The sequence below is a fragment of the Spirosoma koreense genome, assembly GCF_054777875.1.
Window position 1 is genome coordinate 407384 of sequence record NZ_BAAHAC010000003.1, and the last position, 14199, is coordinate 421582.

At 50.8% G+C, this 14199-nt stretch carries 11 protein-coding genes; 7 read left to right on the plus strand and 4 right to left on the minus strand.

Translation table 11 applies throughout. The annotated features are described in order from the left end of the window. Positions 1 to 23: 23 nt before the first annotated feature. Entirely contained in the window at positions 24 to 1811 is a 1788-nt protein-coding gene (gene lepA, locus ACYVC2_RS05165) for a translation elongation factor 4 (RefSeq protein ID WP_461101229.1), read from the minus strand. A 533-nt stretch (positions 1812 to 2344) separates the two neighbouring features. Between lepA and ACYVC2_RS05170 the strand changes: the two genes are divergently transcribed. The 4 genes from ACYVC2_RS05170 to ACYVC2_RS05185 all read left to right on the plus strand — a co-directional run bounded on the left by ACYVC2_RS05170 (position 2345) and on the right by ACYVC2_RS05185 (position 5720). Beyond that, the gene (locus tag ACYVC2_RS05170; protein WP_461101230.1) at positions 2345 to 2827 is read left to right on the plus strand and encodes an Lrp/AsnC ligand binding domain-containing protein; all 483 of its coding nucleotides are present in this window, start codon (positions 2345 to 2347) and stop codon (positions 2825 to 2827) included. A 272-nt stretch (positions 2828 to 3099) separates the two neighbouring features. Then, entirely contained in the window at positions 3100 to 3639 is a 540-nt protein-coding gene (hslV, locus tag ACYVC2_RS05175) for an ATP-dependent protease subunit HslV (protein WP_461101231.1), read from the plus strand. Positions 3640 to 3826: 187 nt separating this feature from the next. Beyond that, a complete protein-coding gene (locus ACYVC2_RS05180; RefSeq protein ID WP_461101232.1) occupies positions 3827 to 5305 on the plus strand; it encodes a sensor histidine kinase in 1479 nt (492 codons plus the stop codon). Further along, positions 5259 to 5720, plus strand: a complete 462-nt coding sequence (locus ACYVC2_RS05185; RefSeq protein WP_461101233.1) for a response regulator — start codon at positions 5259 to 5261, stop codon at positions 5718 to 5720. The genes ACYVC2_RS05180 and ACYVC2_RS05185 overlap by 47 nt, the downstream gene beginning before the upstream one ends. Positions 5721 to 5787: 67 nt before the next feature. Here the strand turns inward: ACYVC2_RS05185 and dacB are convergent, their stop codons facing one another. Continuing rightward, positions 5788 to 7332, minus strand: coding sequence for a D-alanyl-D-alanine carboxypeptidase/D-alanyl-D-alanine endopeptidase (gene dacB / locus ACYVC2_RS05190; RefSeq protein ID WP_461101234.1), 1545 nt, complete (start codon positions 7330 to 7332; stop codon positions 5788 to 5790). A 764-nt stretch (positions 7333 to 8096) separates the two neighbouring features. Here dacB and ACYVC2_RS05195 point away from each other — a divergent pair. The 3 genes from ACYVC2_RS05195 to ACYVC2_RS05205 are packed head-to-tail and all read left to right on the plus strand — an operon-like array spanning position 8097 to position 11198. Beyond that, a complete protein-coding gene (locus tag ACYVC2_RS05195; protein ID WP_461101235.1) occupies positions 8097 to 9266 on the plus strand; it encodes a glycosyltransferase family 2 protein in 1170 nt (389 codons plus the stop codon). A 3-nt stretch (positions 9267 to 9269) separates the two neighbouring features. Continuing rightward, a complete protein-coding gene (locus ACYVC2_RS05200; RefSeq protein ID WP_461101236.1) occupies positions 9270 to 9920 on the plus strand; it encodes a glycosyltransferase family 2 protein in 651 nt (216 codons plus the stop codon). A 48-nt stretch (positions 9921 to 9968) separates the two neighbouring features. Beyond that, on the plus strand, positions 9969 to 11198 hold the full coding sequence (locus ACYVC2_RS05205) for a glycosyltransferase family 4 protein (RefSeq protein ID WP_461101237.1): 1230 nt from the start codon (positions 9969 to 9971) through the stop codon (positions 11196 to 11198). Between the two features lie 37 nt (positions 11199 to 11235). Here the strand turns inward: ACYVC2_RS05205 and ACYVC2_RS05210 are convergent, their stop codons facing one another. Further along, a complete protein-coding gene (locus ACYVC2_RS05210; RefSeq protein ID WP_461101238.1) occupies positions 11236 to 13074 on the minus strand; it encodes an ABC transporter ATP-binding protein in 1839 nt (612 codons plus the stop codon). A gap of 77 nt (positions 13075 to 13151) precedes the next feature. After that, positions 13152 to 14174 (minus strand): glycosyltransferase family 4 protein, encoded by a 1023-nt coding sequence (locus ACYVC2_RS05215; RefSeq protein ID WP_461101239.1) that lies wholly within the window; start codon positions 14172 to 14174, stop codon positions 13152 to 13154. Positions 14175 to 14199 lie beyond the last annotated feature (25 nt).

Below are 14199 nucleotides of genomic sequence, written 5' to 3' on the forward strand. Positions count from 1 at the left end.
ACCCGAATGTTTTTGTCTAGGCTTTAATTAATCTTCAGCACGGCCATGAATGCTTCCTGCGGAATTTCGACGTTTCCGACCTGACGCATGCGTTTCTTCCCTTTTTTCTGCTTTTCGAGCAGTTTGCGTTTCCGGGAAATATCACCGCCGTAACACTTCGCCAGGACGTCTTTCCGCAGTGCTTTTACCGTTTCGCGGGCAATGATCTTCTGACCGATAGCCGCCTGAATAGCAATCTCAAACTGCTGACGAGGCAATAGTTCACGCAGCTTTTCGCAGAGCTTTTTACCCCATTCGTAGGCTTTGTCGCGGTGAACGATGGCCGAGAGCGCATCCACCCGGTCGCCGTTGAGCATGATGTCGAGCTTCACCATGGTCGATTCGCGGTTGCCGATGAATTCATAATCGAGCGAGGCATACCCGCGTGAAATGGTCTTGAGCTTGTCGAAAAAGTCGAACACGACTTCGGCCAATGGCATCTCGAATTGCAGCTCGACCCGGTCCTGCGTTAGGTAGACCTGGTTTTTAAGAATACTACGCTTGTCCATACACAAGCCGATGATGGCTCCCACGTATTCGGCTTTAGAAATGATCTGCGCCTTAATGAAGGGCTCCTCGATCCAGCTGATCGTACTCGGGTCAGGCATTTCGGCAGGGGCAGAAACGACCAGGGTTTCATCTCTTGTCGTAATCACCTCGAACCGCACCGACGGTACGGTCGTGATCACCGTCATATCGAATTCACGTTCGAGCCGTTCCTGTACGATTTCCATGTGTAGCATACCCAGGAAGCCGCAACGGAAGCCAAAGCCCAGGGCGGCCGACGTTTCGGGCTCCCAGACCAGCGCTGCGTCGTTAAGCTGGAGTTTTTCCATCGCATCGCGCAGGTCTTCAAACTCGCTCGTTTCGACGGGGTAGATGCCGGCGAAGACCATTGGCTTTACTTCCGAAAAGCCCTGAATGGCTTCTTTGGCCGGGCGTTCCAGCTCGGTGATCGTATCGCCGACTTTCACTTCCTTGGCCACTTTAATCCCAGAGATCAGATACCCTACATCGCCACATTCGATGACCGGTTTAGGCACCTGTTCCAGCCCCAGCGTACCAACCTCATCGGCAATGTACTCTTTGCCGGTATTCATGAACTTGACCCTGTCCCCTTTGCGAATCCGCCCGTTCTTGACCCGGAAAATAACCTCGATGCCCCGGTATGAATTGAAATGAGAGTCGAAAATAAGGGCCTTCAGTTCGCCGTTCGGGTCGCCGGAGGGGGCCGGAATGCGCTCGACGATGGCCGCCAGAATTTCGGGAACGCCGATGCCTTCTTTTCCGCTGGCCGGAATAATATCGTCGCGTTCGCAACCGAGCAGATCGACCATTTCGTCTTTTACTTCTTCGGGCATTGCGCCGGGAAGATCGATCTTGTTCAGGACTGGAATGATGACCAGGTCATTGTTCATGGCCAGATACAGATTCGAAATAGTCTGCGCTTCAATTCCCTGGGCGGCATCCACGAGTAGTAAAGCACCTTCGCAGGCGGCAATGGAACGCGATACTTCGTAAGAAAAATCGACGTGGCCCGGTGTATCGATCAGGTTCAGCGTATAGGTTTCACCTTTATGGATGAAATTCATCTGGATGGCGTGGCTCTTGATCGTAATACCGCGCTCTCGCTCCAGGTCCATATCGTCCAGCAATTGGGCCTGCATGTCGCGGGCACCTACGGTCTTGGTAAATTCCAACAATCGGTCGGCCAGGGTGCTTTTCCCGTGGTCGATGTGGGCAATAATGCAAAAATTACGGATATGTTTCACGTCGGAAAACGGAGGAGTCTTTAGATACAGGCTGTCTGGTAGTAACCTACCGAATAAACTGCAAAAGTAAGCAAAAAAGTCCGGGTTGGCGTAAGGATACCATCGATCTAAAAAAACAAACGCCGGACTCATCGGGGAGCCGGCGTGTTCAATTACACTTCATCAACAAACTAAAATCGTACCGCCGATGCGGCAAAAGAGGCTGTAGGAGGGGGACTCGAACCGCCCACGGTGCAGTTAGCTACAGTACAACTCTGGTGGTCAACCCCAGTCGCCACGAGGGCGGCATTATGCTGCGTTTATCCTTTATCACCACCCCCGAGACAGGAGGGCACGTCTGCCAATTTCGACATCCTACAGTGTGAGGAAAAAAGCCAAGAAGACCGGCGTGTGACCCCGCTCGATCAACTTGACAATGCAAAGGTAATACAGATCGCCCGTTCGTTGCAAATTTCATAGAGAAATTTCTTAAAATTTACAATTCATTTAAAATTTGGCTACTTTTGTTAGCACTCGTCAAAAAATCAGGAAAAATGACCGAAAAAAATTTAGAAATTGACAATACGGATCTGAAAATCCTGAGTTTATTGATGCAGGATGCCAACATGGCTTACACCGAAATCGGGAAGCGGATCTTCGTATCGGGCGGCACGGTCCATGTCCGGATGAATAAACTGCGGCAGATGGGCATAGTTCGGGGGTCGCAGTTGGTCATCGACCATACCAAACTAGGCTGGGACATCAGCGCTTTTCTGGGTATTTATCTGGATAAAAGTTCGCTGTATGAAGAAGTGTCCAGGCAACTGGAAAAAATTCCCGAGGTCGTCAACATTCATTATACCACTGGCATTTACAGCATTTTCGCTAAAATCGTCTGCCGCGACACGCAACACCTGCGGGAAGTTCTCCACGACAAAATTCAGAAAGTAAGCGGTATCCAGCGAACCGAGACATTTATCTCCCTCGAAGAAAGCGTAAGTCGGTCGATTCCGTTTGCGGAAGAGCAGGGGGTGTAGGGGAAGGGCATAGGGGTAAGGGTGGCGGGGAAGAGCGGGGTGTGGCAGGTGTGGCAGGGGGTAAGGGTGGCGGGGAAGAGCAGGAAATGGTATGGAAAAGAGTCTGTTAAAGCACTACGTATGTGACAAACCCTGATAAACCCTGACAACCCCGCCACTCTCTGCTATTCCCCGCTACCCCCTGACAACCCCACCACCCCATGCCCTTCCCCCTCTGCCCTTGAACCCAAAACGCCTATTCCTGCGTTATACCACCCAATAAACACAAGTTCATGCAACCTATAATTCACGCAACAACGGTAGTCGGTATCCGGCACAACGGTCATGTGGCACTCGGTGCCGACGGACAGGCCACGATGGGCAATACCGTTGCCAAGAGTAATGTCCGTAAAGTCCGCGTCCTGATGGGCGGCAAGGTACTGGCTGGTTTTGCCGGATCCACGGCCGATGCATTCACGCTCATCGAACGGTTCGAGGAAAAATTAAATGCCTACGGCGGTAACCTGAAGCGGGCGGCCATCGAGTTGGCAAAAGACTGGCGTACCGATCGTTACCTGCGTAAACTGGAAGCGATGCTGATCGTCGCTTCCAAAGACGATCTGCTGTTGGTGTCGGGCACGGGCGATGTCATCGAGCCTGATAATGAAGTAGCGGCCATCGGTTCGGGAGGGATGTATGCTCAGTCGGCAGCGCTGGCGCTGAAAAAACATGCCAATGATCTGTCGGCCGAAGAAATGGTTCGGGAAAGTCTCCACATCGCGGCCGATGTTTGTATTTATACAAACCATAATTTAATGGTCGAAACATTATAAAACATACGGGCTTCTGCTTTAATACGAAGCCGCTTTTCCGGCCTTTGCTTATTCTTTTTCTATCTTTGCTGGATGTACGTGACTAGGTAAATCCGGAGAATACACCAGATACTCGTTCGGTCGATGAGTGGCTTTTGGCCCCTCAGAAAATACAGCCTGTGAAGTAGCTGACAGAACACCCGGCGTTATGGAATTTTTGAATCAATCTGCCCCCCGACTCATGAACCGGCGTATTACGCTGGGGTTCATTACGGCTATGGTACTGATTGCGTCCGGATTTACCATATCGTTTTATAGTTACAGCAAATACGGAGAAGACACCAATCGAGTGCGGAAGACGTATGAGGGCATCGGGGCGCTCCAGAACGTGCTATCGCTGATCAAGGACGTAGAGACCGGCTCCAGAGGGTATGTGATCACAAACGACACGGTCTACCTGAAACCGTATCGAACGGCGATTGAAGAACTACCGGCTCGGATGAATCGGTTGCGGGAACTAACCAAAGACAATGCCGCACAACGCCGGAACCTGATTTTGCTCGAAAAGATGATTCAGGATAAGCTGGCTTTTACGGACGCCCGGCTTAAGATCAGTCTTGCCGATAAAAAGAACCTCTCCGTCAATAGAGAAAGCAAGCGGCTGATGGACCTGATCCGGACCCACGTTGCCATGATGACCGAATCGGAGCAGGCACTGATGGATTCGCGGGATAAACAGGCTTCCCGTTCGTTTCGGAATACCTTCCTGATCATTTTCGCGCTGTCGCTATTAACGTTTCTGGTACTGGTTATTTCGTACCGATTGCTGGAGAAGGAGCTGACTCGTAGGCAGCAGAACGAAGATCAGCTCCGCGACTATGAGGCTAAGCTAAAGTCGCAGATTCGGCAACTGGAGGCTTCTAACGAAGAATTGGAGCGGTTTGCGTTTGTTGCCAGTCACGATTTGCAGGAGCCCCTGCGTAAAATTCAGTCGTTCGCCAACTTGATTACCGACCGCTACGGCAATCTCTTCGATGCCGACAGCATGCTGTTTATGGGTAAGATTTCGAACTCAGCCGAGCGGATGTCGAAACTCATCAAGGATCTGCTGAATTTTTCGCGCATTTCCAGCCATCATGAGAAGTTTAGACCCGTGCCACTGACCGAAATCGTTCAGCGGATTCTCGACGATCAGGAGTTGCGAATCAAGGGTCTCGACGTCCAGGTCGAGATTGGCAGCTTGCCGACGATTCAGGCCGTTTCGAGTCAGATGGACCATCTGTTCAATAATCTGATTTCAAACGCACTCAAATTCATTCGGCCAACGGTGCGGCCACTGCTGCGCATCCAGGCGCGGTTCGTTGAGGGCGATGCGTATGACGGACTTATTCCGGAGCAGCGTTATGTCGAAATTTCGGTCGAGGATAATGGAATTGGTTTCGAAGAAAAATACCTGGATCACATTTTTAAAGTTTTTCAGCGATTGCATGGCAAAAGTACCTTTGAGGGAACGGGTATAGGACTAGCCATTTGTAAACGCGTTGTTATGTATCACCACGGCTACATTACAGCTCGTAGTCAACCCAATCAAGGCACGACGTTCGTGGTCGTTTTGCCAGAAAGTCAATCCGTACAACATTATGACCGACCCACTTCCGCAGAAGCCTATACATATCCTGTTGGTTGACGATGACGAAGACGATCGTTATCTGACGAAGGAAGCGTTTCATCAGCATTACCCAACCAGCCGCATTTCGTTTGCGGAAGACGGTGAAGATCTGCTGGATTTCCTGAAGTACAAAGGGCGCTATACCGGAGCCGTACATCCGCTGCCAGAACTAATTCTGCTGGACTTGAACATGCCACGTAAAGACGGTCGGGAAGCACTGCGCGAAATAAAAGCCAATGAGCAGTTCCGCCACATTCCAATCGTGGTGCTGACCACCTCCGACGCGAAAGACGATATCGAAACGTCGTACTTCAACGGTGCCAACAGCTTCATTACCAAGCCGCCCACCTTTCAGCGACTGAGCGAGGTGACCAAAGCCATAGGCCAGTACTGGTTCAACGTAGTGACTGTATGCGAACACCGGGACGAATAGGCAACGCTGTATGTGGGAAACCGTATACAGCGTCGTTCGATGAGCCAGCTCATCTTTATCAACGAATTTACTTACCCTTCAGGCCAACCAGGCCTACGAAAAGCTTCTCCAGCTCGTGGGTGACTACCCGATTCTGACCGTGGGTGAATTTATTGACCAGCACGCAAAAGCTCATGCGCTCGCCATCGCTGGTGGTAAAATAACCCGCATACGCACGAACCCCTTCGATTGACCCGCTTTTGGCCCGAACATTTCCCGATGCGGCAGTGCCGCGGGCCAGGCTCCGTACGGTGCCCGTCTGGCCTACTATGGGAATGCTTTCGTAAAAAGCCGGAAAGGTTTGTTCGCGACCCATAGCGCTCAGAATACCGGTCATGTTGTCGGCAGTGAGTGCCCCAACGGCCGACAGACCACTGCCGTCCCGAATCCGAAAGCCATCGAGACGAACCCCTTTGTTTTTCCAGAATTTAGTAAGCACCTCCAGGCTGGTCTCGGTCGAGCGGACGTTTTTGTCAAGAGCCAGCGCGGTGGTGCGTAACAGGGCTTCGGCGTACAGGTTGAGGCTTTGAAAATTGGTTTGCTGGACAAGTTCGGCCAGAATAGGCGATTTATGCTGATTCAGCACGGTTCGTTTTCCGGCCGATGGCAGAGCCGAGGGTAATCCACTACCTACCGAAACAGGTTCGTTACTGACAGGTATGTTCTGCTGGATAAGCTGGTTCTGTAAGGCATAGGCGGCAAAATAAGCCGGATCTGGTATGGCTCCTTTTACGCTGAACTCATTGGCTGGTTCGCCCATCGGTACTTTTCCCGTTAGCCACTGCTGGTTCTGAAACGGTGCCCCGTAAATAGTTACCTGATCGCCGGTGTTGGCTGCATCGGTAGTTACTGTATTCCGGAAGGTCAGATAGGAAAATAGCGGATCGGTACGCAGCACATGGGCGGGTGAGCCGATTGCCTTGCCCGGCCGGAAGAAAACGCGGTATAGGTTTTCGTTGAGGTTGAGCGCGCTCAGGCTGGCCCCGTAGTAATTGCCCAGATCGCCGAACGGCCAGGTGTCGGGCGTGGTCAGATCGGTGTAGAGGCTGGCGTCGCCCACGACCGTGCCCTGAATCCGGCGAATACCCGCCGTCTGGACGGCTTCGGACCAGCTTTTCAGCAGCGCCTGCAGATCGTAATAAGCCGGAAACCGCCAGCTACCCAGCGACGGATCGCCGGTACCGCGAATGTAAAGATTACCGGTTAGGGTGCTGTCTTTAACGACCCCGTCGTACTCCAGCGTAGTTGTGTAGGTATAATTCGGACTAAGTACCACCAGTGCCGTAGCGGTCGTAATTAGTTTGAGCGTAGAAGCCGAAGGTAGACTCTGACGAGCCTTATAACCAATGATTTCCTGGCTATCACGCACGCGCCGGACTGATAGCGCGACCGTGCCGTAGCGAGCGGCCGGCCCCTCCTGAAACGCTTCGACCAGATTGAGAATTCGTTGTACTCCTAGTGAGTCGGTAGGACTGACCGGTTGCGAGAAGACGCGGCTGTACGAATAAAGATGGAAAAAACAGAATATTAATAGAACAGGTAGAAAACTCGAAAAACGGGTAACAAAGCGCATTGAGGACCGATTGACAATTTGCAGGGTTAAACTAACGGAAAATCCATTGTGTTGTTCGCCCCTTTGCTAATTAACGGGAATTAGGCTTGTTTTTGTGTCGAGTCAGTAATCGTCAGTAGCTTAATTGGACGTTTTTATCAGTCTGACGACGTCAGGATGGTAAACGTCAGTCGACCACAAGTCACCTGAACGAAGCCGTAGCGAAGATGGTGGCTGCCAGCATTGAATGATACGCATAAAGAAGAGGTGCGATGCGCACCTCCTATAGTAATGTACGTAAACCTAAAACGGGAATGGCTGTCTGGCGGGCTGCTTGCCCGTAACGCTGATCCTTGTTTATGCCATCCTTCAGGCAAATAATAAGCTACCGATCCATTTAAGGATCGTAAACAGTATAGAGCCGGCTATCATAAAAATAAGTGTCCAAGGGCCAGGCAGGAATGATTTCTTATTCATAAGAAAATTAAGTAGAGAAAGTCTCATATAAACGACAGCTGGCTTGGCTAGGATTTCTTGCTTAAAGATATTTATTATTCGGCAATTTATCGAATAAAATAGTTATATAAAGGCCATTAATTGGATTTTTATTAACTAAATGTAATTCGGTTTAGCTGAATAGAGCGTTTGAGACGGCTGTTGTTTGCCAGAAAAAATGTGTCTGCAACGGCACTCTCCGAACCCGAACTCCACAAAAGCAGCGATTGGCAACAGGCTGAAACCCTTTTAAGCGTTATGTTTACCGGACGTATAGCTTCTACCGCGGCATGACCTTTTCCCTGTTAGTCGGCTTAAAGAACAATCTGATTTATACACGGCATTTTTACGAGCAGACCCGACTACTGTATCCACGGCTGGAAATCGTGTTTGTCAGCCATCACAGTACCGATGAAACTCACTCGTGGCTGGATTCGCTGCGGGATGACCAGGTGCGGTATTATTACGATGACCAGGAGCGAACCCTGTCTGATACGTATAATAAATGCACCGAGCTGGCCACGTCGGATTATGTGATCTTTGCCCACAACGACATGGTACTGGCCCCCGGATTTATTGAAAGCCTGGCTGCTGTCCAGTCGGAAGAGCGGGTCATTTCGTACACGACAATAGAGCCGCCTGTTTTTTCGGATGATGAGCGGGTCGGTAAGATCATTCGTGATTTCGGAACCGATGTGACCACGTTTCAGCGGAAAGCCCTGTTCGACTTTGCCGCAACCGAGCAGCAAAAAAACAGCCGGGAGAACCGAAGCTTTGTGCCGAACGAGAAGGGTGTCTTATTTTTGTGCGTGTCCAGAAAGATTCTCCTCGATATAGGCGGAATGGATGCGCTTTTTGACCCGATGTTCTGCGAAGATGATGACCTGCGGCTGCGGTTACAATTGAAAGGACTGGAGATGGTCGTTTCGCTGAACGCCATCTGTTATCATTTTGTGAGCAAGACATCCCGGTTTTCCGAAGAGTATATTCACCGGACCCGGCAGATCGAAGCCCAGTCGAATCGTAATTTTATCCGGAAATGGGGGTTTCCGATTTCGTCGCCGGTGAAAAAAAAGTACGACATCGGGCTGGTGCTGACGCATGCGGATATGGCTGTGCTACGAGCGGTAGAGCCCTGGTTTTCAGTGATCTATACGGATCTGGATCCCCAACTTTATGTGCGTGAGGAGCAACCGCGTACGGCTATTGCGCTGAACCAAAAGCTAAAACCGCTCAATGATCCGAAGGCAAATGGAGTCCTGGTCTCGGCCGACGCCCGTACGATACAGCTCGACTACGTAGCGCATATTCATGAAGCGATCTATGAGCGACTGACGAAGCCGAAAAATCTGCTGTCCCGACTGCTGACGATGGGGCCACCTACCTTTACGTGGCACGGATACCACATTCGGATTCAGGATGCCACCTCCTACGAAAACCAGCTTATCACGCTCTTTTAAGGTATGTTTAAACGATTGTTTCCCAAGAAAATAAAGCTGTCGTACGGGATCACGGTATGCGATGAAGCGACGGAACTGGAGCGGCTGATCCTCTTTCTGCTGATGCACAAAGAGCGCCGGGATGAGATTCTGATTCTGCAGGATACCACTCGGCCCGATGCGTGGGTGGCCCGGGTGCTGGATAAATACGAGGATCGACTGACGATTCGGCGGGAAAAACTGAACAACGATTTTGCAACGTTCAAGAATACGCTGCTCGACATGGCGACGGGACAATATCTGTTTCAGATCGACGCCGACGAGCTTCCGCAGGTAAAACTGGTTCGCACGCTAAAAGATGTGTTACGCCAGTTTCCGGAACCCGACTGCTTTGCCGTGCCCCGGATAAACCTGGTAAAGGGCATTACGCCCGAGTTCGTTACCCGGTGGAACTGGAAAATCGACGCCGGCGACCGGATCAATTTTCCGGATTACCAGTACCGGATTTTTCCGCTCAATCAGACCGTGAAATGGCAGTATAAAGTGCACGAAGAGCTGGTTGGTTTTCAGAACTGCCACTACCTGCCGGACACCGACGAAGGGATGTGTCTGTTGCATTTCAAAGATATCGAACGGCAGAAAAGGCAGAATGAGTTCTATGCTACCTTCAACTGATCGGTCGTTATTTAACCAAATTGCTTTATTTGACTGTTTACTGAGTACATGAAAAAAATAGCGTTTATTGTTCAGCGGTATGGATTGGAAGTGAATGGGGGAGCCGAGTACCATTGTCGGGTGCTGGCAGAACGATTGAAATCCGTTTATGAGGTCGACGTGCTCACCAGTTGCGCTATCGAGTACCAGAAATGGGCGAATCATTATCCGGCGGGCGTTATCGAGATCAATGGAGTTACCGTTCGGCGGTTTCCGACCGTGCATGAGCGGGACGATAAAAACATGTCCAAAGCCACGCATAAACTCCGACGGACGCTTCCCAAGCAAAGTAAATGGCTGACCTTTATCGAAAATTGGGGGCGTAATCTGCGCGGGCAGACAATTGAATTTTACAAGCAGTTGTGGGCAAAAAGTCAGGGGCCTTACGTGGCTGAGTTACTGACATACCTGGAGCAAAACCACGAGCAATACGACGCACTGATCTTTTTTACCTACCTCTATTACCCCACGATTGAAGGCCTGAAGATTGTCCCGCAGAAGTCGATCCTGATTCCGACGGCGCACGACGAACCGCCGATTTATCTGCCGGTTTTCAGAGACCTGTTTTCGGTACCCCGAGCGATCTTATACAACTCGTTGAGTGAAAAGAACTTCGTAAACCGAACTTTTCACAATGAAGCCGTTTATTCCGAAATTGTGGGCGTAGGCATAGAACCCGAAGAACCCACTACGGCGCAAACCCCTACCGACATACTCGGCAACAACGACCCGTACGTCATCTACATCGGCCGGATCGATACGGCGAAAGGCTGCAAGATCATGTTCGATTATTTTATCCGCTACAAAAAACAGCATCCTTCCCCGTTGAAGCTGGTGCTGGTTGGGCAGGCGTTTATGCCGATTCCGGAGCATGCCGATATCGTGTCGATGGGCTTCGTTGAGGAGGATGTCAAAGTGACGCTGCTGAAAGGCGCTAAAGTCCTGATCATGCCTTCGCTCTACGAAAGCTTGTCCATGGTAACGCTGGAAAGCTTTTCGTACGGGATCCCGGTTATCGCCAACGCGAACTGCGAAGTGCTGGCCGATCATATCGAGGCCAGTCAGGCGGGTTATTCCTTTAAAGAATACCCTGATTTTGAGCGGGCTATGGGGCAGATTTTAACCCAGGACGTCAGCGAAATGGCGCAAAAGGCCAAAGCGTATGTAGAACAGAATTATACCTGGGAGCAGGTAATTGCCAAGGTCGACAAGGCGGTCGACTTCATTATGAAAGGCTAGGCTACCAGCGCAACGTTTGTCGGGCACGAAATGCTGCTTACTGAAGCATTTCGTGCATCATGTTCAGCCGTTTGTAGACGCTGTCTTCGGTGTTGATCAGTTCGTAGTGGTTGCCGCGCTCGATAATTTTCCCACCTTCCATGATCAGGATCTCGTCTGCTTCCTTGATCGTGCTCAGGCGGTGCGCAATGACCAGCGTAGTTCGGCCTTCCATCAGATTGTCCAGCGCTTCCTGCACCGATTTTTCTGATTCGATGTCCAGCGCCGACGTCGCTTCGTCGAGGATGAGAATGGATGGCTTTTTGAAGACCGCCCGGGCAATGCTGAGCCGTTGCCGCTGCCCACCGCTCAGGCGAATGCCCCGGTCGCCGATGATGGTATTGTAGCCGTCCTCGGTTTCCATGATAAAGTTGTGGGCGTTGGCAATTTTAGCCGCTTCGATTACGTCTTCCATCCGGGCATCGGGTTTTCCGAGCGCGATGTTGTTGAAGACAGTATCGTTGAACAGAATGATTTCCTGGGTCACAAAGCTCATCTGCGCCCGCAGCGACTCCATCGTATAATCGCGCACGTCGACGCCATCGATCAGTACGGTGCCGCGTGTGGCTTCATAAAAGCGGGGAATCAGGTCGGCGATGGTCGACTTACCCACGCCCGAAGGCCCCACTAAGGCAATTTTCTGGCCTTTGGTAATCCGGAAGCTAATATTTTTCAGCACCGACTTGTCGGAGTACTGGAAACTCACGTTATCGAAAACGATGTCCCGGCGGAAGGGCTCCATTACCCTGGCGTCGGGTTTATCTTCGATCTCGACGGGTTTGTCCAGCAACTCGATAATCCGTTCGCCGGCAGCCTGCCCCTGCTGAATGGTGGTAAAAGCAACTACCATCGCCTTGGCTGGGCGAATCACCTGCGAGAAAATGGCAATAAAGGCAATGAACGAGCTAGCCTGCAGATCGCTCTGGCTATTCAGTACCAGACTGCCGCCAAAGACCAGAATACAGGCCACCACAAATACTCCGGACGCTTCAGAAAAAGCCGGAGCCAGCTCCCGTCGTTTGAATCCTTCCAGACTAGCCTTCCGGTAGAAGTCATTCTCCCGGCTAAACTGCCCGACCACGAACTGTGTAGCGTTGAAGGAGCGGATAATGCGCATGCCCAGCAAGGTTTCGTCCATTAGCGTCAGCATACGCCCCATCGACGCCTGAACATCCTGCGCTTCTTTCTTGAGTTTTTTGGTCACCGCAGCAATGCCGATGGCCGAAATGGGAATAATGATCAGCGTAAAGAGCGTTAGCTTGACGGAAATAGCAAACAGCGCGACGAAATAACCAATAAGCATGTAAGGCTCTTTGAACAGCACCTCGATGGAGCTGCCCGCTACACCTTCGATGGCGTATACGTCGCCGTTGAGTCGGGACAGCAAATCTCCTTTGTGTTCCTTCGTAAAATAGCCCAGGTGCAGCCGGTTAATTTTATCGAACAAAGCCTCCCGGAGTCGCTTGACCAACAAGGTTCGAGCACCGAGCAGGCACTGCTGCGCCAGAAACCGGAACAGGTTAGTCATGATTACCGCAACCACGATCATGCCCGCCAGAAAATAGAGCGCATAAACTGGGTTAGTGGTTTTGAAATGGAAGATCAGGTGGTAAAAAGCGTCTTTGAAGTATTCAGGCGACAACCGGAAGGCGGGCATCGCTGCGTATTTGGCCGACGCAGCCGTACTGATTGGGTCGAACAGAAAATTAAGCAGGGGGATGATCAACGCAAACTGAAACACGTTGAAAAACACCCCGATAATAGTAAAGATAAAAAACGGTACTATAAATTTTCCATAAGGCTTGGCGTAAGCCATCAGCCGTCTATAAATCTTCATTCGTTGGATTCAACGTGGATAAATACAGCACGAATGTACGTAAATCAGCTCGTTAAGTTGTACAAAACCTAGAATCGTCACATTAATGAACGATATACGTCAATGTATTTTCGGGCCGAGTCTTCCCAGCAGAATGTAGCACTGTAGGCTTTCATCGCTTCTTTCAATTCGCTGCCCGCCTTCTTATAACGAAGCATACCGGCTCTAAAGTCTTCCTGCATGTTGTCGAGATCCTGAAAATAGAACGCAAAATCTTTTCCAATCTCAGGCAAAGCCGTGTGGGTCGATAAAAAAACCGGTTTACCAATAGACATCGCTTCGGTAACCGGCAGACAAAAACCTTCGGCCAGCGAAGGCATGACCACCGCCTGACAATTGTGGTAATACCAGGATTTTTCGGATTCGGTAATCTCATCGACCAGGTGCATCCGGTCGTCTACCTTCAGCGCCGACGCGTGCTGGCGCAGGAAGTGCGCGTAATCCTTGTCTTCGTGCCGACCGGCCAGAACCAGTTCTAGCGAGGGGTTGCTCTGGAGCAGCGGTAAAATCCGATGCTGGTTCTTTTTCCGGGCAATGGTGCCAATATTGAACAGAAACGGAACCCGGGGCCGGTACGATTTAGCTTTTAGCAGCGGCTGATGCAATCCGTTAGTACCGTTATAAATCATGTAAACGGGTTTGCCTGCCGTATCGCAATGGTTCAGGACGTCTTTTCTCGTGAATTCAGAGATACAGACAATAGCATCACTGCGGTCGATATTTCGCTGGACATGTTCCAGACATTGGGCTTTTTTCGATTCGGGCTTATCCTCGTGCAGGAAGTTCAGGTCATGAATCGTCAGCACGACTTTGGTGCGGCCATTCCGGCGGGGCAGGTATTGCGTACTTTGGTAGGTGCTGTGCCAGATCTGATACTGACTGACCGACGGCATGAAAAATTTCTGAAGCGAATGCTGGGTGAGGCTGGGTACCGACGGATCGAAAGCCGATCGGCTGTCGCGGGGTATAAACACCGCCAATTGATCCTGTTGCGTGTTTTGCTGAAGGGTTCTTCCCAGATTGAGGCAATAATAGTACAGTCCGGTATTGACGTACTTCATTCTCTCGCAATCGAAGATAATACGA

Bases quoted from the DNA above. Each gene is read 5' to 3' on its own strand.
- ACYVC2_RS05170 (WP_461101230.1), top strand. From the start codon at position 2,345: ATGACCGAAAAAAATTTAGAAATTGACAATACGGATCTGAAAATCCTG.
- hslV (WP_461101231.1), top strand. From the start codon at position 3,100: ATGCAACCTATAATTCACGCAACAACGGTAGTCGGTATCCGGCACAAC.
- ACYVC2_RS05180 (WP_461101232.1), top strand. From the start codon at position 3,827: ATGGAATTTTTGAATCAATCTGCCCCCCGACTCATGAACCGGCGTATT.
- ACYVC2_RS05210 (WP_461101238.1), bottom strand. From the start codon at position 13,074: ATGAAGATTTATAGACGGCTGATGGCTTACGCCAAGCCTTATGGAAAA.
- ACYVC2_RS05205 (WP_461101237.1), top strand. From the start codon at position 9,969: ATGAAAAAAATAGCGTTTATTGTTCAGCGGTATGGATTGGAAGTGAAT.
- dacB (WP_461101234.1), bottom strand. From the start codon at position 7,332: ATGCGCTTTGTTACCCGTTTTTCGAGTTTTCTACCTGTTCTATTAATA.
- ACYVC2_RS05195 (WP_461101235.1), top strand. From the start codon at position 8,097: ATGACCTTTTCCCTGTTAGTCGGCTTAAAGAACAATCTGATTTATACA.
- ACYVC2_RS05215 (WP_461101239.1), bottom strand. From the start codon at position 14,174: ATGAAGTACGTCAATACCGGACTGTACTATTATTGCCTCAATCTGGGA.
- ACYVC2_RS05185 (WP_461101233.1), top strand. From the start codon at position 5,259: ATGACCGACCCACTTCCGCAGAAGCCTATACATATCCTGTTGGTTGAC.
- ACYVC2_RS05200 (WP_461101236.1), top strand. From the start codon at position 9,270: ATGTTTAAACGATTGTTTCCCAAGAAAATAAAGCTGTCGTACGGGATC.